The sequence below is a fragment of the Maribellus mangrovi genome (genome assembly GCF_037646455.1).
In the GTDB taxonomy this organism is placed as follows: domain Bacteria; phylum Bacteroidota; class Bacteroidia; order Bacteroidales; family Prolixibacteraceae; genus Draconibacterium; species Draconibacterium mangrovi_A.
Genome location: NZ_JBBIXN010000002.1, coordinates 1,045,706 through 1,064,908, shown reverse-complemented (window position 1 = coordinate 1,064,908; position 19,203 = coordinate 1,045,706). Strand labels below are relative to the sequence as shown.

General features: G+C 40.0%; 13 protein-coding genes and 1 pseudogene. 11 read left to right on the top strand and 3 right to left on the bottom strand.

Features of this window, described 5'->3' with window-relative positions; genetic code table 11:
• Positions 1-84: 84 nt before the first annotated feature.
• From WFY05_RS12450 to WFY05_RS12405, 11 genes and pseudogenes are all read left to right on the top strand, one after another.
• Positions 85-2,031 (top strand): helix-turn-helix domain-containing protein, encoded by a 1,947-nt coding sequence (locus WFY05_RS12450; RefSeq protein WP_340113195.1) that lies wholly within the window; start codon positions 85-87, stop codon positions 2,029-2,031.
• A 191-nt stretch (positions 2,032-2,222) separates the two neighbouring features.
• The gene (locus WFY05_RS12445) at positions 2,223-4,184 is read left to right on the top strand and encodes a helix-turn-helix domain-containing protein (protein ID WP_340113194.1); all 1,962 of its coding nucleotides are present in this window, start codon (positions 2,223-2,225) and stop codon (positions 4,182-4,184) included.
• A gap of 166 nt (positions 4,185-4,350) precedes the next feature.
• Complete coding sequence (locus WFY05_RS12440) at positions 4,351-5,637, top strand: hypothetical protein (protein ID WP_340113193.1); 1,287 nt, start codon at positions 4,351-4,353, stop codon at positions 5,635-5,637.
• A gap of 45 nt (positions 5,638-5,682) precedes the next feature.
• Positions 5,683-7,098: a hypothetical protein gene (locus WFY05_RS12435; protein ID WP_340113192.1), complete on the top strand. Its 1,416-nt coding sequence runs from the start codon at positions 5,683-5,685 to the stop codon at positions 7,096-7,098.
• A 214-nt stretch (positions 7,099-7,312) separates the two neighbouring features.
• Positions 7,313-9,211 carry a helix-turn-helix domain-containing protein gene (locus WFY05_RS12430; RefSeq protein WP_340113191.1) on the top strand — a complete coding sequence of 633 codons (1,899 nt, stop codon included), beginning with the start codon at positions 7,313-7,315 and terminating at the stop codon, positions 9,209-9,211.
• 170 nt (positions 9,212-9,381) lie between these two features.
• A complete protein-coding gene (locus WFY05_RS12425; RefSeq protein WP_340113190.1) occupies positions 9,382-9,888 on the top strand; it encodes a hypothetical protein in 507 nt (168 codons plus the stop codon).
• A gap of 172 nt (positions 9,889-10,060) precedes the next feature.
• Positions 10,061-10,462 (top strand): annotated as a pseudogene (locus tag WFY05_RS22265) (helix-turn-helix domain-containing protein); the annotation flags it as partial.
• A 66-nt stretch (positions 10,463-10,528) separates the two neighbouring features.
• A complete protein-coding gene (locus WFY05_RS12420; RefSeq protein ID WP_340113189.1) occupies positions 10,529-12,028 on the top strand; it encodes a hypothetical protein in 1,500 nt (499 codons plus the stop codon).
• Positions 12,029-12,221: 193 nt separating this feature from the next.
• Positions 12,222-12,800 carry a hypothetical protein gene (locus WFY05_RS12415; RefSeq protein ID WP_340113188.1) on the top strand — a complete coding sequence of 193 codons (579 nt, stop codon included), beginning with the start codon at positions 12,222-12,224 and terminating at the stop codon, positions 12,798-12,800.
• 74 nt (positions 12,801-12,874) lie between these two features.
• The gene (locus WFY05_RS12410) at positions 12,875-13,318 is read left to right on the top strand and encodes a hypothetical protein (protein WP_340113187.1); all 444 of its coding nucleotides are present in this window, start codon (positions 12,875-12,877) and stop codon (positions 13,316-13,318) included.
• 239 nt (positions 13,319-13,557) lie between these two features.
• A complete protein-coding gene (locus tag WFY05_RS12405) occupies positions 13,558-14,067 on the top strand; it encodes a hypothetical protein (protein ID WP_340113186.1) in 510 nt (169 codons plus the stop codon).
• A gap of 37 nt (positions 14,068-14,104) precedes the next feature.
• Here WFY05_RS12405 and WFY05_RS12400 read toward each other — a convergent pair whose 3' ends face one another.
• The 3 genes from WFY05_RS12400 to WFY05_RS12390 form a co-directional block, all read right to left on the bottom strand.
• Complete coding sequence (locus tag WFY05_RS12400) at positions 14,105-14,848, bottom strand: SIR2 family NAD-dependent protein deacylase (RefSeq protein ID WP_340113185.1); 744 nt, start codon at positions 14,846-14,848, stop codon at positions 14,105-14,107.
• 66 nt (positions 14,849-14,914) lie between these two features.
• Positions 14,915-17,611, bottom strand: coding sequence for a bifunctional acetate--CoA ligase family protein/GNAT family N-acetyltransferase (locus WFY05_RS12395; protein ID WP_340113184.1), 2,697 nt, complete (start codon positions 17,609-17,611; stop codon positions 14,915-14,917).
• Positions 17,612-17,918: 307 nt separating this feature from the next.
• Positions 17,919-19,169 (bottom strand): L-lactate MFS transporter, encoded by a 1,251-nt coding sequence (locus WFY05_RS12390; protein WP_340113183.1) that lies wholly within the window; start codon positions 19,167-19,169, stop codon positions 17,919-17,921.
• Positions 19,170-19,203: the final 34 nt, after the last annotated feature.

The window sequence follows — 19,203 nt, the reverse complement described above, 5'->3', positions numbered from 1 at the left end:
ACATTCAGTCGAATGATTGTACTTCTGTTCAAAATTTTGTAAATTATACATAGGGGATCGTTTAATGTTTTACTGTAAAAACCAATGAATCAGAAATCCATTGATGATCAGCACTTTTTAAAGCAGCTGGAATCAATTGTTGAATATAACCTGAAGAACGAGAAATTTGGGGTGGCTCAACTTGCTGAGGCAATGGATTTAAGCCGGTCGGCACTTCACAGGCATTTAAAACGACTTACACAGAAATCAGTAAGCCAGTATATCCGCGAACAGCGCCTTCAAAAGGCGCTTGAAATGTTGAGCCAGGATGGTAAAACAGTTGCAGAAATTTCTTACGAAGTAGGATTTAGCAGTCCTGCATATTTTAATCATTGTTTTCACGAACACTACGGCTATCCGCCTGGTGAATCGAAAAAGCATCTTAAAAATTTGCAACACGGGGGTAAGAGAGATGAAAATGGAGTGAGAACTTTGGTAAAGGCAGGTCGTTCATTTTTGCTTAAACGAATTGGTATTGCAGCGGTGCTTGTTGTTGTCGTTCTCGCCGGATGGCTCGTGATCGACAGGTGGATGGTGCATAGTCCCCGTGATTTAAGCATTGCCATTCTTCGGTTCGAGAACCTTAGCTCTGATGATAATTCCCGTTATTTTGCCGATGGGATAAGGGAAGATATTATAAATGACCTGCAATGGATTACGGCATTAAAAGTTGTTTCGCGTACTTCAACTGATCAATTCATAGGAAATAATTATTCCATCCGGGAGATTGCTAAAAAATTGAAGGTGAGGTATATTGTTGAGGGAAGCGTTCGGAGGATGGATGGAAAAGTAAGAATAAGTGTTCAGTTGATCGATGCCAGGGAAGATGTTCATTTGTGGTCGGATAATTTCGACAGGAATTTGGAGGATATTATGGGCGTTCAATCTCAGATTGCGCTGCAGGTAGCCAATAATCTAAAAACTGCTATTTCGGAAGATGAGCAGATACGGATCGAAAGAATTTCTACCCGGAGTGCAGAAGCTTACGACAATTACCTGAAAGCACGTTTCTTTCTGCACAGAGCAAATAGTCCGGAACGAATGGGATTCGATCAGTCAGGTGTGCGTAACTGCATTAGGTATTATGAAAAAGCCATCGAGGCCGATCCAAATTTCGCTGAAGCATATGCAGGTTTGGCCAATGCAAGTTTCAATTTGTCGGCATGGGGATTTATAAACAACAGAGAAGGGTTTTTGAAGGCACGGGAAATGAGTATGAAAGCTTTGGAGATTGATCCCGAATGTGCAGAAGCACATGCTGTACTTGGAGCTTTCCTGGTTTGGGCAGCACGCGATTTTGAGAATGGTGGCAGGGAATTAAAAACATCGGTTGAATTAAATCCCAATTTTGCCACCTCGCGGCAGTGGTATGCTCAATACCTGATGATTACAGGTCCCATCAGCGAGGCACGCATACAGGAAAACAAAGCCGTAGAATTGGAACCCTATTTTTGGGTGGTAAAAAATTTGGATGCCTGGATCGCTTATTTCGAAAAAGACTATAAGCGATCGTTAATAGTGGCAAATGAGGCTCATGATTATAATCCGAATTACCCGGACAATATGTGGTTATTTTTTTTGAATTATGTGAAACTTCATGAGGGAGAAAATGCAAGAGATCAACTCAAAAAAATTGATAAGCAGTTTTCTTCTAACGGTTCACGAGCTAATGAGATCGACGAAGCTTACGAGAAAAAGGGGATTGACGGATTGTTCGAGTGGATGATAGCAATTAACAAATCTGATCCAATTGCAGTTGAAGGCCTTAACGGCGATTACTTTTACCTGGCCTGGTGGAATGCCATTCTTAAACACACCGATCAAGCACTATACTGGCTCGATGAGAACCTCACTTATAAACGACCGGATTACCATTATTTTAACCTGATTCTCTTTCATCCCGATTTTGAATACCTGCATGATGAACTTCGTTTTCGTGTAGTGGTAGATAAACTGGGGCTTTCCAGGTATTGGATCAATGTCCGTTCGTAAGCGAATTTTTACTTCTGAAATCCGGTCCTAGTTGATTTATTCCAGAGAATTCCAGGATTGCAGTTAGCCCCTCCTTTAGGATCTTTCGAAGGAGGGGTTTTTTATTGCTTACGAGTGAACCGGCAATTGCTTATCGGTTAAATTCTTCGTAAATTCATTAAGCAAAAAGATTAAATCAGCAACCGCAAACCATGAGTTCCAACTCCGTTGACGATAAAGCTTTTTTAAGTCGTTTGACATCCATTGTAGAAGCCAATATGAAGAATGAACATTTTGGGGTAAGTGAATTGGCTCAGGAATATGGTAAAAGCCGATCGTATATTCATCGAAGGCTAAAAACATTAACAGGTCAATCCATTAGTCAGTTTATCAGAACCGTCCGGTTGCAGAAGGCAATGAAGTTGCTTAAAGAAAATGACATTTCGGCAGCGGAAGTAGCTTATGATGTTGGTTTTAGCAGTCCGGCCTACTTTAGTCATTGTTTTCACGAACACTATGGTTTTACACCGGGTGAGGTAAAAAACAGGTTTGTTGAGTTCGTTTCGGATGAAGCGGAATTACACAGTGAAATTGCTGATTTCCCGGATAAATCGAGTGATGAGCAAATTTTAAAACGGAAAAAATCGGCGTATAAAAAGTTAATACTGCTGGCTGGTCTCGTGATTATTTTGGTAGCCGGCACCTGGTTCTTCTATTTTAGCCGCGATTTATCGATTATCGTTTTGCCTTTCGAAAATTTTAGCAATAATCCCGAAAGCGAACACTTTACAGAAGGAATCAGAGAAGATATTCTGGATGATCTGCAAATGATAGAAGGCTTAAGAGTTCTTTCGCGAACTTCAGCCGAACAGTTTCGGAACAGTTCCTTGTCGGTTAAAGAAATTGCGCGAAAGATGAAAGTTAAATATGTGCTTGAAGGAAGTGTACGGTGGCATGAAAATGAAATCAGGATTAGCTGCCAGTTGATTGATGCATTCCCTTTCCGCGAGGATCACGTTTGGTCTGATAGTTTCAATCGAAAACCGGATGATTTTATTGGAGTTCAGAGTGAAATATCATTAGAGGTGGCTTCTAATATCAAAGCATCTGTTTCGGAAGACGAAATAAAACAGATTCAGAAAATCCCGACTCAAAACTCAAAAGCCTACAATTATTATTTACAGGCTCGTTTTTTACATCATAAAGCCGATAGCCCGCAACGTTCAGGATTTGACAGAGTTGGAGTAACAAACTGTATTCAATACTACGAAAAAGCGATTGCTGAAGATGAAAATTTTGCTCAAGCATATGCCGGATTGGCAAAAGCGTGGTTTAGTCTTAGTGCCTGGGGCTTTCTAAATTCAAATGAAGGATTTTTAAATGCTCGTAAACTAAGTTTGAAAGCTTTGGAAATTGATCCGGATTGTGCGCAGGCACATGAGGTACTTGGAGATTTTCTTATTTGGGGACAACGCAATTTTGAGGAAGGAGGTAAGGAGTTAAAAACATCCATTCGTTTAAATCCTAATATTGCATCATCGCGCCAGGCATACGCTCAGTATTTAATGATCACTGGCCCAATCGAGGAAGCTCGGGTACAAGTTAATCATGCTATAGAACTGGAACCTTATTTTTGGGTTATTCAAAATTTGAATTCGTGGATTTATTATTTCGAAGGAAAATACGAAGAGGCCCTTGAGGCATGTACAATTGCGTACGATTATAATCCAAATTTTAGTAGTAATGATTGGTTGTTTGTACTAAATTATGCAAAACTTGGTAAAGGAGAAAAAATGGCAGAAAAGCTAAAATATATTGCTAAACGTTATTCTGAAACCGATGATTACACTACGCAAATCCAACAGGCATACGACAAATCTGGTATTGAAGGACTATTCCAATGGATGATTGATGTAAATAAAAATAATCCAATTCGAGTAGAAGGATTAAGCGGTCATCCCTTTTTTATTGCATGGTGGTACGCCATGTTGGGAAATAAGGACGAAGCTGTTTTCTGGCTTGAAAAAAATATGCAGGCAAAACATAAACTTTACCACTATTTTAATTTAATAGCTACCAATCCCGATTTTGATTTACTGCGTGACAATCCCCGATTTTTGAAAATTGTGGATGATATCGGATTAACTCCATATTATAAGCGAAACGCAAAGTAGAGATTCTAACTGTGTCTTTAATCCCCATCAACATAGTTGTAATAAAAACAACATAATTGAAACAGCTATCAACATAGCTGTTATGCACTACCATCTGCTTTTCCCGAAATTGAATATAGATTAAATCAATTCCAAAATCGATTTTAAACTTTCAAAAATTACAATTATGAAAACACTTGTAAGACTATGTTTTATTTTGCTTTCTATGAGCCTGTTAATAGGCTGCTCAAAAACCGATGAGTTTTTAGAAGATTCTCAGCCAGAACTTAAAAAAGCAAAAACGAATGTTATGCCAAGTGCAGCCACAGATGTACTTGTCAAGGCTGAAGAAGACTGGAACAACATTAACGAAGCACTACAAAATGCGGGTTCGGGCGAAGTTGTGCAACTTGGCGAAGGGCTTTTTTATTTGCACAAAAGTATTATTCGCTGGGATTTTAATGGAACACTTAGAGGTTCTGGGATGAATGAAACAATTATTCAGACGGTGCCCGGAGAATTGTTCGATGTTAGTGAATGCCCTCCAATTCATTGGACATTCGAGGAGAATGACGGGGGCTTTATGTTTTGTTTCCCACATAACTTTACTACCGATGAACGAATTGTAATGGTATCAGAACTGTCGATTGTTGTAAGTGAACCAACTACCCATTACCTGCGGTGGAAAGGCTTAGAAAAAGAGATGGAATTTAATTCGTTGCAGGCAATCAATGTATTTTATACTAACCTGGATAATGATTTAGCAAATCCCATAAATTTAAATGTTCTCTATAAAAATCTTTGTATTACTGGCGAAAAAGATGAAAAGTATGCATATGAGGGTTTCAGCATTTTTCACGGCTTAGCCGCTTGTGGATATTCAAACGGAAGCTTTGAAGCTAAAAATGTATATGTTGAGAATGCGGCAGGGTGTATCACACCCTTTGGTTTCTATGGTGATGATGCAACAGTGACTGTAAAAAATTCCACTTTAAAATCTTGCGTTCATGGAGTCTACTCTTTCCTTAACCATAGTTGGACAATTGTTAACAATGTTATTGAGGATAGTAAACTTGGTGTTGTCATGTTAAAGCAAAGCATATCAGGAGAAATACCGGATGGAGTCGACGGAGTTTCATTTGTTAAGGATAACAGAATCTGTTTTGAGTATAAGCAAGGATTAGGAGTAGGAATACAAAATGTAAACAATGTAGAGATTAAAAATAATACTTTCGTGGGAAGTAGTATGTTTGGTGGCATTGGTGGGGCAGGAGCCATAACCGGAGGAGAAAACTGGATTATTAAAGACAATGACTTTTGTGGCGTAGTTCCTCAACCTCCCTTCAATTGCACCATCTGGTTAAATAACTTAACGAATTCAGAAATTAAAAATAATACCAACCAGCTAATTGGTGGCCCGGGAGCCGCTGAGTCATCTGTTATCATTGGGCCTGGCCATGAATGCGATGAATAATTACAGGATGATACTGAAGTTCTAACGTTGAAAAAATTTTAAAAAATGAAAAAACTAAAATTATTATTTATAATTATTACCTGCTTTGGCCTGATAATGGGCTGTAGCAAGGACGAAACCCTGGTAAACGACCCGGGTGAAATGAACCTGAAAAATGCATCGACGGCACCAACCTTTGTGGTTGAACCTAACGGTGTTGACGACACTGAAAACCTGAAAAATGCTTTTGCCGATGCGATGGCTGCTGAACCCGGTTCGATAGTTAAATTAGTTGAAGGTGAATACCATATCAATTTAATTGAAGTTTTTGAATTTCACGGTTTATTAAAAGGAGCAGGAAAGGGTAAAACCATAATTACAACCGTTGCCGACTTAAATGTAGATGATTTGATCAGTCAAGACCTGAAACCCAATTTATTATGCTTTATTGGGGGCAATGTTTGTGTACGCGATTTAACAATTCATACTCCTCACAAACCATTAAGTTCAGGAAGTATAGACTGGATACATGGTCAGCTTGCTTTTTGTTCTATTACGGCCCAGTATGTTGCAGAAAACGAATATGTTAATGCAATGGTTGATAACGTTGAGTTTATTTCAGAAGGATGGGTATTAAATGGATTATTGGCAGAGTCAGGCTTTTTCGAACCTGATCCTGAGAGTGTTCCTCGTGCGGATATCGATATATCAATAAGCGGGTGTTCTTTTAGCGGTCCTTATTGGTGGGGCTATGGTGTGCTACTGCAGGAAATTCGGGCAGGAAATGTTATCGTGGGTTCTCAAGGGAGCACCAATGTTTTTGATAACTGTGATTTGGGCATCTGGCATAATGTAAGCTTAAATACGGTGGTGTATGGAAACGAATTTACCGGTCAGGGAAGATGGTTCCCGTTGCAAATTGTAAATGGCACCTATTTTACGCAGATTCACATGGAACAAGTTTTTCAGTCAGTATGTAACGTGGAGAAAAACACATTTAATGTGTCGTCTTCTACGGGTGCAGTTCTTATCAACGACAACCGTCGAACTCAATATGAGAATGAACTACCCATGTGGGTGCAGGTTAAAAACAACAAAATTCACACAGAAGGAAGTATGAAAACTGCTATTGCATGTTTAAATGCAAGTGGGGCGGTAATACGTAATAATAAATTTACAGGGGAAGCTGAGTTTGGACTTCGGATATTTCCCCAGGTGGCAGAGATATATTCAGATAATGGACTTATACTTGGAAATAATTTCTCAAATTCAGAATATTCAGTAACAACAGTTCTTTTAGGCCGGGGAACTCGAAATTGGTCGGTTGTTGGTGGAGACTTAGGAGAAAGCATAATCGATGAAGGTGAAAATAATCTTATCTCTGGATTCAACAATACCACTTCAGATATCCCGTTTGGACAAACCATTTCCGATAACCTGCAGGAAATAAAAGGGCCAATGGACAATTTTAAAAATGATTGAAACTACCTGATATTAAAAATTTTATCGCAAAACTGCACCTGAAATCCAATCTTTATTGATTTAATCCAAAGGATTTTAAGAGTGCAGTTGGCCCCTCTTTTGGATCTTTCAAAGTAGGGATTTTTATTTTAATGCTCAGGAAGTTGTAATTGTTTATCCGTTAATTTCTTCGTAAATTCAAGAAGCCAAAAGAATTAATCAGCGACCACAATCCATGAACTCCAATTCTGGAAATGATAGGGCCTTTATAGCTCGTTTGACTTCTGTTATTGAAGCCAATCTGGGTGACGAGAATTTTGGAGTAAACGAACTGGCAGAAAAGATTGGTCTGAATCGTTCTCAGGTTCACCGAAGGTTAAAAAAGGCGACAAACAAATCGGTGAGCCAGTTTATACGGGAAATGCGGCTGGGAAAAGCAAAGGAATTACTCGAGAAGGGAAATCTGACCGTTTCCGAGATAGCTTATAATGTAGGTTTTGGCAGCCCTTCGTATTTTATCCGGAGTTTTCATGATTATTTTGGATATCCTCCCGGCGAAGCTAAAAATCTGATCCGGCAAAACAACGAATCGGAAAATGAGGTTCAATCTCAATCTAAACAAAAGAGATTGCTTACAAACCACAGGAAGCTCTTTGTTGGTATTGCAGTTATCACTGTTTTTCTGACTGCCTGCTTTATTTATTATATTTTTACTGTAGGATCATCCGTAAAAATCGATAACCACAATATTGAAAAATCGATTCTTGTTCTGCCCCTGAATAATTTCTCACCTGAAAAAAGTGATTCTATCTTTTCCAATATGCTTTCTTTTGAAATCCGGAGCCGTCTCGTAAAAATAAAAGGATTAAATGTTATTTCCAGTCTCACTGCAAACCAACTTCGGCAGAGTAAACTTTCATCACCCGAAATAGCAAGGAAGGTAAATGCTGACTTTATTTTGGACGGTAGTATACAAAATCAAGACAAAGATTTACTCATTAATATTCAATTGATAGATGCCTTGCATGATCGTATTCTATGGCCGGGAAATTATAACCGTAAATATTTGGATATTCTTGGTATCGAGGATGATATTGCAATAAATGTGGCTAACTCGTTACAATTATTCCTGCCTCCCGAAGAAATAAAACAAATAAAAAAATTACGTTCTATAAATCCTGAAGCAGAGTATAATTGCCGAATGGGGCAATATCTTTGTCACACAAGAAATGTCACGTCAATTCAAGACGGTATTAAATATTTTGAAAAAGCCATTGAAATCGATTCGAATTATACTGTGGCTTATGCCGGCCTGGCTGATGCCTATTATGCGCTAGCCTTTACAGGAAATGTGGAAAGAAAAGCAGGGTATGACAAAGCATATAAACTGGCTGAAAAAGCTTTGGAAAAGGATTCAATGCTTGCCGAGGCGTATGCTGTGAAAGGAGTTGTCAGTTATTTTGGTTATTGGGAATGGGAAAAAGCAAGAGGTTTTCTCGAAAAAGCTCTTGAAGTTGATTCCAATTGTATGGTAGCCCATTTGTATTACAGCAGTTTTCTGGATATAGTGGGGGAACCGGATAAAGCGCTTCAACAAGTCAACAAGGCTATTGAACTGGAACCTTTATATTTCAGGTCCTACTTTTTTAAGGGATTAATTTACCGGAATGCAAAAAAATACGCCGAATCTACAGATGCTTTAATGATGAGCAGTGAACTTGGAATGCAAGCATATGCAGGAATTTTTTTTAATTACCTGCATTTAAATAATGATAGTTTAGCTATTGAATACCTGCAGAAACATTTTTCCAGCAGACCTGTTTTTCAAAAATATACTGACGATATTTTGCCAGCATATAAATCATCAGGAATGAATGGTGTTTTAAAGCTATTGCTCAAAGCAAACTTAGAGTTGAAGTATCCTGATTTGCGCAGCATTGCATCAATTTATAACATGCTCGGGATGCAAAATGAAGCACTGACCTATCTTGAAAAGGCGTGCCGAATAGGCCAGTATGATGTCCCACGAATAATAAGATACTCGAAGCTTGAAAATCTATATTCCGAACCTCGTTTCCAGGCGCTTGTCGATACCATGAACCTCAGGCTCTATTTCCCAAAACCTTCGAAATAAATTGTATCATTTCCCCCCTAAAAATCATAATTACCGCATTCCTGGTGTTCATGCACACATGTTTTCATTAAATACATCATTGTTAATAGGTTCTGCCTACAGCTTTTCCCGAAATTGACGTTGGATTAAATCAATTCCATTCTGTCATGTTAAACCAAAAATGAATGATTATGAAAACTCTAACAGTTTTATTTTTAGGAGTTATCCTCATACTTGCAGGATGCTCAAAAACCGATGATTTTCCGGAAGGAAATATGTCTGACATCCAACTAAAATCTGCCGATTCAAGAACTATCAATTTTGAATTAACTGATTTCCTCCCCGTTCCATATTACACGGAAGTATATTGCGACGGAGAGGTCGTTGATATTCTGGAGGAATATGATCCCGGATCCGAAATTACAGTACATGTAACCGCACACATAATTGATGGCATATTTGTATGGGCGGTAATGCATGCCGAAGGAACACTGACAAGCAAAGTGACAGGTGAGATATTTAAAGTAAATGATAATACCAGAATAACATTCGATGAAAATGGTGAGGTTACTTCAAATATTTATCATGTTCATGCAAAAGGGGATCAAGGTACTCATATTATGAATTTTTTTGAATTAGATTTTGAAGCACAGACATATGTGCTGACAAAAAGCGTTTGTCCCGGAGATGACGAATAATCCAACTCATGTACAGCCCTTTGAAGTGTAACTTCCCATATCAAACGAAAAAACAAATCGTGTTTAAACTGTGTCTGGAATCAAGTCTATCATTGATTTAATCCATTGATTGGTTCTTAAATAGGTGCAGTTAGCTCCTCCTTTAATTTTCTGAAGGAGGGGTTTTTAGTTTATGCTCGTTCTATGTTGTAATTGCTTATACGTGAATTTCTTCGTAAATTCAATAAGCCAAAGAATTAATCAGCAACCACAGACCATGAACTCCAACGACGGAAATGATAAAGCTTTTCTAAATCGAGTTAGCTCCATTGTAGAAGCCAACGTCGGAGACGAGAATTTTGGAGTGAGTGAACTGGCGCAGGAAATTGGAATGAGCCGCTCCCAACTCTTTTTCAGGGTGAAATCTGATACAGGAAAATCTGTAAGTCAGTTTATTCGGGAGATCAGGTTGAAGAAAGGGCTGGATCTGTTAAAACAATCGAGGTTGACAGTTTCCGAGGTTTCTTACCGGGTAGGTTTTAGCAGCCCGGCTTATTTTAACAAGTGTTTTCACGAGCAGTTCGGTTATCCGCCCGGAGAAGCAAAAAATCATGTTCAGGCAGAATTTGATTCTCAAGAACAGGGTAAAGCCTCAAAAGAAATGAATAAAAACGCTACCAGACATTCTTCCATACTTAAATTAGCTGTCATCGCATTAGTTGTTCTGATAGGGGCTTACCTGGGATTTCAAACATTTTCCGACAACGAATCTCAAAACGATTCCAAAACAGCACAAAAATCCATTGTCGTTCTTCCCTTAAAAAACCTTAGCAATAATTCAGAAATTCAATACCTCGCTGATGGAATTATGGAAGATATTTTAACCCGCCTTTCCTATATTGAGGATTTGGTTGTAAAATCCAGGATTTCGTCTGAAAAAATGGGTGGCGAAAATTTAACGGCCAAAGAAGTTGCTAAAGAAATGGATGTGGAATACCTGCTCGAAGGTAGTATTATTCCGGAGGGTGAAAAAATCAGGATCAATGTACAGTTAATAAGTGCAAAAGAAGATAAACACTTGTGGGCAAATCATTTCGACAAAGACTTAACCGAAGTTCTTCCTTTTATCACTGAAGTTTCCGGACAAATAACCGACCAACTTGAAATCATACTCTCACCAGAAGAAAGACACCAGATAGAAAAGCATTTTACAGAAAGTCAGGAAGCATATGATCTGTTTCTGCAGGGACGCTATTACTATTTGTTGCGGACAAAGGAAGGAGTTGAGAAAAGCATTACACTATACAACCAAGCACTTGCACTCGATTCAAATTTTTGCCTGGCTTATGCAGGTTTGGCTGACTCGTATGTTTCCGGTTCGTTTGATAAGTTTATTCCAAAAGGTGTAGGCATCCCTAAAGGAAAAATGTTTGCAAAAAAAGCCTTAAGTATTGAACCGAATCTGGCAGAACCACATGCAACTCTGGGTGCAATAGCTACTTTTTTCGAACAGGATTGTGATAGGGCGGAACGTGAATTTCAACAGGCTTTGACAATCAATCCGGGTTATGCAAGAGGATATAAATTGTATTCAGAGTATTTGAGTCTTGCGGGAAGGCTGGATGAAGCAAGAACCAATCTTAATAAAACCTTGGAACTTCAACCAATGTATTTACGACATATAAAGCTAAGTCAGGAGCTTTATGTTAGAGAAATGAAGTTTGACAAAGCACGTGAAGAGGCGGAAAGGATTTTTTTCATGGATAAAGATGAAGTTGGTTATCATATCAGGAATTTTTATAGTTATCTCCTGCAAAATGAAATCCCAGAAGCCATGAATGAGTTTAAAAAGTATATGGTTAGCCTTTCGCCTAGCTCTGATGCGAATATTATAGATAGTATCTATGCGAAATCAGGAAGAGTTGGTTTTATTCGATTTGTAATAAACGATGCAAAAGAAGCGGTGGGATACGATATTCTGGCAGGATTTTATTTAATGATTAATGAAAAGGACTCGGCCTTTTATTACCTGAATAAAGTCTTTAATGAGTATGAGAAAGAGTATGTTTACGGGATTGAATATAATCCGATATTTAAAGATGTCCAATCAGATCCTCATTTTACGGAGATGCTTAAAAAAATCTATCAGGCTGATGAATAGAAAGTATCTTAACAAGTGTTGATAATACTGACCAAAGAATATCATCACACATTTCAGAACATAATTTCAACAAACAGAACATAGTTGCAATACTTGAAAACGATATTGCTATGTCTTGCACCTGCATTCTCACGAACTTTTCTTTTGGATTAAATCAATTTCAATCCGCATGTTTAACTTAAAATTTCGTGATATGAAAACAAAAGTTTTATTATTCGTTTGCCTTTTTACAGGCATTGCCGTTCTCTTTCCTTCTTGCTCTGAAAAAAACGCTTTGGTTCCGGACTTGAACCAAAATGATGAGATGAATATTTTGAAATCGAAGAAAATCCCGACCCAGTTTTCCGGGATTTGTACACCCATCGATAATATGGGATATGACATTATTTCATGGTACGATACCACAGATGATCCAAGAGTTACAGGAGTTTCCTATTGGGTATTTACCGGCATTGAACCAATCGATGAAGTTACCATTGAACTTACCGGAACGACTGAAATATTTGTTGGTGCAGTTACAGTAGATGATGTTGTTAACGGGAGATATACTGGTAAATGGGAAATGACCTGGAAGGGGTATCAAACCTATACAAGTCCTGAAAGTATCACTTTTAAAATAGTGGCTCACGGTACTGGAGCAGGTACTGAAGGAGAAGTTCTTGGTTTAACTGCCCGATGGAAATATACCATGGACTTTGATGGAACTCCTGAGAGTGGTGCAATTTACTACTCCAAAGGCAAAATTACTGAAACCGTTTCCAAAGATTTTTAGCCGTAATCTGATTCTTCCGTTAGAAATTATAGCCCTTTTAAATGTTAACAATAAAAACTTAAAAAATTATGATTATGAAAACACTTAAATTTTTACTTGCATTCATTATTACAATGACATTTTTCTCTCTGAATTCTTATTCTCAGTGGCCGGATGATCCAAACGACACTTATTCGTACGGGAATAAAACAACGTACTATTATTATACGGGTATATTTTCACCTGATCTGCCCGGAGTAAGTGAAACAGTTACCGGTTCTGCTGAAGCCTGGTGGACAATCTCGGATATTAAAGCAAAGCAGCATGAATTAGTTAAGGGTAAATATGTTGGCGATGTTACGGGAACAATTTACTACACATCGAATGTTACAAACTATTGGTATATAGATGGAGTAATGGTAAAGTTTAGTCAAACATTATGCATTGAAGACGAATATGGTAATATTTACTATACTTCACATGGTAATGTTCATGTAGATTTTACGGATGGCATACCTAATCATGCACATTTCTTTTGATCATTTTTATTCATACCATAAAGTTTAATAAATGAGACCTTTCCCACCTTCCTATTTAAGATTTTAAATATCTGCACCTGAAGTCCAATCTTAACTGATTTAATCCAACGGATTTCAATAGTTCAGTTGGCCCCTCCTTTTGGTTCTTTCAGAGGAGGGGTTTCTTTGTTTTTGTGAAAATTATTGAGTTGTATTTTGATTATTAGTAACTTGAAGCGAAATCATTTAAGCCAATAACTATGAAATCGCGCACAATTTCCATGTTCGTTGCCTTCATTGCACTTGTGTTGAATTCCTGTAGTAATAAAGAAACTGTCCCTTTTGAGGCCACTTTTACCGGCGAATATGCTCAGGTACTTACCGGCGATGATGTCAAAGGTTGCCCTGATGGATTCGAATGTCACGTAACTGTGAATTTTAAAGGAACAGCAACCGAACTGGGTAACATTTCAGGTACGTTTAATTTTTGCGCCTGCGGCCCTGAAGGGGAATATGCGCCAACCGAATCATACCTGGTATCGGAAGATGGAGATTCATTGTTCTTCACATGCAGCGGGAAAGTGATCGAAGGAAGACTTCCTAATCATCCTGAGTTTGTGACTTCTTACTGGAAAGATCCCTTTGTTTTTAAAGGTGGTACAGGTAAATTTGAAGGTGCATCGGGTGGCGGTTCAACCGATGATTATAACAGTTCAGAAGATCCGAATTCACATCATCACTGGACAGGAAAATTAAGTTTGAAAAAATAGTAGTCGGCAAAAAGTTTAGGGCTCAATTCTGAAGACTTTATAAATACAATAGTTTCCCGATTTCGGCCATAATTTCAGCTGCATCACCCTGCAGAAAAACATCGGTTATTTCGCGGGTAAAATGCGTTTCTTCAATGTTAATTTCAATGATTTTTGCACCATGTTTTTTGGCGGTAACCGGAATGTCGGCAGCAGGAAGAACTTCAGCATTGGTTCCGATTATCAGGAGCACATCGGCTTGTTGGGCTTCTTCAAACGCATGTCTTTTGGCATATACCGGAATCGGTTCATTAAAGAATACGATATCGGGCTTTAAAATGCCTTTGCACACAAAACAGGTGGGGGGGAGAAAGTTGAGGTCGGCAAAGCTTATGTCGTACTCCGAACTGCAATCCATGCAAACCAGTTGTTTGTAGGTTCCGTGAATTTCATAAACACGTTTGCTTCCGGCTTCCTGGTGGAGGTGGTCGATGTTTTGCGTTATTATGCTTTCCAGAAAACTGCGCAGCTGCATTTTTGCCAGTACTTTGTGGGCTTCATTGGGTTGGGCTTCACCCAAAGTATCGTAAAAAATCTCCTTTATTTTAAGCCAGGATTGCAGCGGTTTCTTTTTAAAGAATTCAATTTCAAGGAAAATAGGATCGGTTCTGTTCCACAATCCGTTTTCGCCCCTGAATGGTGGAATGCCGCTGGGAACGGAAATGCCGGCACCGGTAAATGCCACGGCATACTTTGCTTTTCGAATAATTTGTACGGCTTGATTTATTTTGTTGCGATCCATGTATTTAAAAAACTCCCGGGAAATTAAGATTTTTTCCCGGGAGCATACTTTTTATATTCAATTTTGTTATTCTTCCTCATCCAGGTTTTTGCTCACTGAAACCGTGGTATCTTCATTAAACCGGATTTTGAAATTGAGTTTCCGGAACACAGTGATCATCGGTTTATTGTCGCGGGTAGTTTCGGCTACCAGCTTTTTAATTCCCCGGCCTTTTGCAATTTCAAGGCAATATTTGGTCAGTGTAAATCCCAACTCTTTTTTCTGCCAGGCATCGGTAATTAAAATCGCATATTCCATAATCTCAACATCAGGATCGGCAATCAAGCGACCAACACCCATCAGTTCTTTTGTTCCGTCGGCTTTTTCATGTTCGGCAACAATGGCAATCTCACGGTCGTAATCAATAAAGCAGAACTGCGAGGCCACTTCATGTGAGTCGAAGTAAAAGTCGTAACGGAAGCGGTGATAGATCGATTCTTTTGAACAACTACCCAGCAATTCCAGCCACATCGGCTCGTCTTCCGGACGTATTGGTCGTAACATTACCGGCGTGTCGTCTTTCAGCTTGCAGGAACAGGTTAAACTTTCCGGGTAAGGGCGAAGTACCAGGTGAGAATATTCTTTTACCGGTTTTTTCAGCAGGTCGTGATCCACTACAATCCGGGCATCGAGTGCAATTACATCCTTTGGCGTAACGATCAACGGATTTATATCAAGTTCCTCAATTTCGGGATAATCCGCTGCCAGGTACGACATTCGGATCAGCACCTCAATCAGTTTATCAATGTTTTTCGGAGTGTCTCCGCGCCAGCCGGTCAGCAATGGATAGATTTTTAGCGATGATAGCATCTGGCGAGCCAGCCGCTCGTTTAAGGGAGGGAACTCAAGTCGTTTATCCTTAAACAATTCGGCAGAGGTTCCGCCCATTCCCACCAGCATAACCGTTCCGAATACCGGATCTTTCTTTGTCCCTACGATCAGTTCGATACCGTCTTTGTTATCGACCATTTTCTGAACGGTAACGCCGTCAATTTTTGCGTCAGGTCGTTTTTGCGCCGCAGTTTTTATCATGTTCCGGAAAGTAGCACGCACCATTTCTTCATTTTCAATATTCAGGGCAACGCCTCCAACATCCGATTTATGGGTAATGTCGGGCGAATAGATCTTGAGCACCACCGGATAACCCTTTTCTTCTGCAATGCGAACTGCATCATCTTCAGTGGCTGCAGGTGTGGGGTGAGTAGTATCAATGCCATAATCGTTCACCAACATTTTTGAATCGTCTTCGTTCAAAATTTTGGTTTTCTGAAAGACATCGCTCAGGTATTTTTTACGAAGTTCGTTTCTGTCGTATTGGAATGAAACTGGCACTTCGCGTGGTGTTTCGTAAAGCATTTCCTGGTTTTCGGAATAATACGAAAGTGTCATAAATGCACGTATGGCCTGTTCGGGTGTCGGGTAGCTCGAAATACCAGCGTTGTTAAATATTTGAATACCCTCGTGCATGGCCTTTCCTCCCAACCACGCTGCCATTACCGATTTGGTAGTGTTCTTTGTCATTTCGGCAATCGCTTTTGCCGTAGCCGTTGGGTCTGTCATGGCCTGAGGAGTTAACAGCACCAGCACGGCGTCTACCATTTTATCTTCCAGAACGATCTCGGTGGCGCGTGCAAAGCGTTCAGGTGTGGCATCTCCAAGTACATCAACAGGATTACCATGCGACCAGAAAGGTGGCAGGTAATCATTTAGCTTGTCCATGGTTTCGTCGGAAAGCTTTACCAGTTTCCCACCCATTGAGATCAGCGAGTCGGTGGCCATTACACCGGGGCCACCGGCATTGGTTACAATAGCCAGCCTGTTGCCTTTTGGAATACGTTTTCTACCTACCAGGTCGGTAAAATCGAAAATATTACCAAAGTCGAATACCCGGGCTAAACCGGCACGGCGGAAAACGGCATCGTAAATGGAATCTTCAGAGGCCATTGCGCCGGTGTGAGAAGCTGCCGCGGCTGCCGACTCGGGGAATCGACCTGATTTGTATACAATGATCGGTTTTTCACGCGAAAAGGCACGCGCTGCCGACATGAAAGTACGCGCATTATCAATCGATTCAACATAAAGTACAATCGATTTGGTATTCGGATCCTGGCCAAAATAGTCGATGAGATCACCAAAACTTACGTCCATCGAGTTACCGATGGATACGAAATAGGAGAATCCGATATTCGACTCGTAGGCCCAGTCAAGCACGGAAGTACACAATGCTCCGGATTGTGAGATAAAAGCCACGTGTCCTTTTTTCGGCATTCCATCGGCAAAGCTAACGTTCATATTTAATCCCGGAACGAGTATTCCCAGGCAGTTCGGACCGATAATTCGCATGTCGGGGAATTTGGCTTTTTCGGCTTTTACCTGGGCTTCCAGCTGTTTTCCTTCCTCGCCCGATTCTTTAAAACCGGCCGACATAATTATTAAACCGTGAACACCAACTTCACCACATTCCCTAACCAGCTGTGGAACCCACTTTGCTGCCGTCATTATAACCGCCAGATCGGGCACTTTTGGAAGGCTTTTTATATCGGGGTAGCACGGAATGCCAAATACCGCCTCGCGTTTGGGATTGATGGGATATACAACGCCGCTGAAACCTCCGCTAACGAGATTTCTTAGCGTGATCCCGCCAACACTGTCGGGATTATTGGATACACCAATAAGTGCAATTCGTTTTGGTTTAAAGATACTGTCTAACTTCTTGATAGCCATTGTTCAATATTTTTGGGTTGATCGATTGTTGTATTGCTTTGAAAGGTTTTGCAATACAGCTTGTTTTGGTTTCTAAATTTCATCAAAAAAAGTCAGCTTTAAAAATTGCAAATGGCGAAAGAGAAAGCAGCTTAAATTGTGTAAGAAGTTGATATTTAATGATTACTGGGTGTGATTCTAATTTCGAACATTATTAGAATATGTTTAAAAACAATCGTAGGGGCAGGTGTTTTAGAACACAAGTTGCCGGAAGCCAAAAAAAAGCACCCCGAAATGGAGTGCTTTTTCACATAATGTGGTGTGTATTTTATTCTTGTGGTGTCTTTACAAATGAAATTAATATGGTTCCGATTAGAACGGCGGCTCCCGAAATAGTGAAAGCAAGTGCAAAGTTATTCAGGTCGCCCATTCTTCCACCCAAAATAGGACCGAAGATACCACCAACACCGTAGGCCAGAAATACAAAGGGGTAGTTTTGCCCAACATTTTTAGCTCCAAAAGTATCGGCTGTGATGGTAGGGAACAGGGCAAAGTTTCCGCCAAAGTTAAAACCAATGAGTGTAGCTCCCAGGTAAAGCAGGATTTCGTTACCGGCCATAAAAGTAAATAGGATAACCGTAATACCCTGAATAGCTGTCATCAAGGTTATGGATAGTTTACGCCCAAGCTTATCGCTTATAAGGCCCCACAAAATCCGACCGAGGCCATTAGCAAGGCTAAAAAATACGGCCATTGCCGTTCCTGCAATCGCACTCGCCGCCGTTTCACTTATTCCTGATTCCATAAGTGCCTGCATCGGGTAAAGTTTCATCAACCCGATGGACATTAATCCGGCACCGGCACTAAACACAAAAGTTAAAAAGATAAGGTAAAACTGAACTTTGCCCAGCATCTCGTTGCTTGTTAAGTTCAGGCTGGTTTTTGGTTTGGTTTCTTTGGCACTTTCTTCGGCTTCAAAACCTTCGGGTTGCCAGCCTTCGGGAGGAAATTTCATCCAAAATCCGCCTATAATAACCATCAATGCAAATGCAAATCCATAGATCACGAATGTTGTTGACAGGCCAAAATTTTCAATCAGATGACCCCACGAACCGGCTAATTTTACCCAGAGCATGGCTCCAAAACCGAAACCGGCAACGGCAAGCCCGGTTATCATTCCTTTTTTATCCGGATACCAGCGCATGCCTACCGCGATCGGCACCACGTAGGCAAAGCCGATTCCCATTCCGCCTACCAGCCCAACCAGAATAAGCACCGTGATGAAGTTGGTACCCCCAAATAAACCGGCCAGCAAATAGCCAAGCCCCAGAATTACTCCGCCTGTCCAGGAAAGTGTTCGTGGCCCCCATGATTTTAATTTTTTGCCGGCAAATACCATAAAAAGTGCAAACGAAGCAAGTCCGACAGCAAAAACCCACTGGGTGTTCTCACTCGACCAGCCTGCTACTTTTAAAGAAGGAGTGAAAACCGACCAGGCATAAATAGCGCCAAGTGCCAGTTGGATCAAAATAGCTCCAAGAACCACAAAACCGCGGTTAAAAGTTTTTTGATTGTTCATAGTTTGGTTTTTTATATGAAAACAAAAAGACACC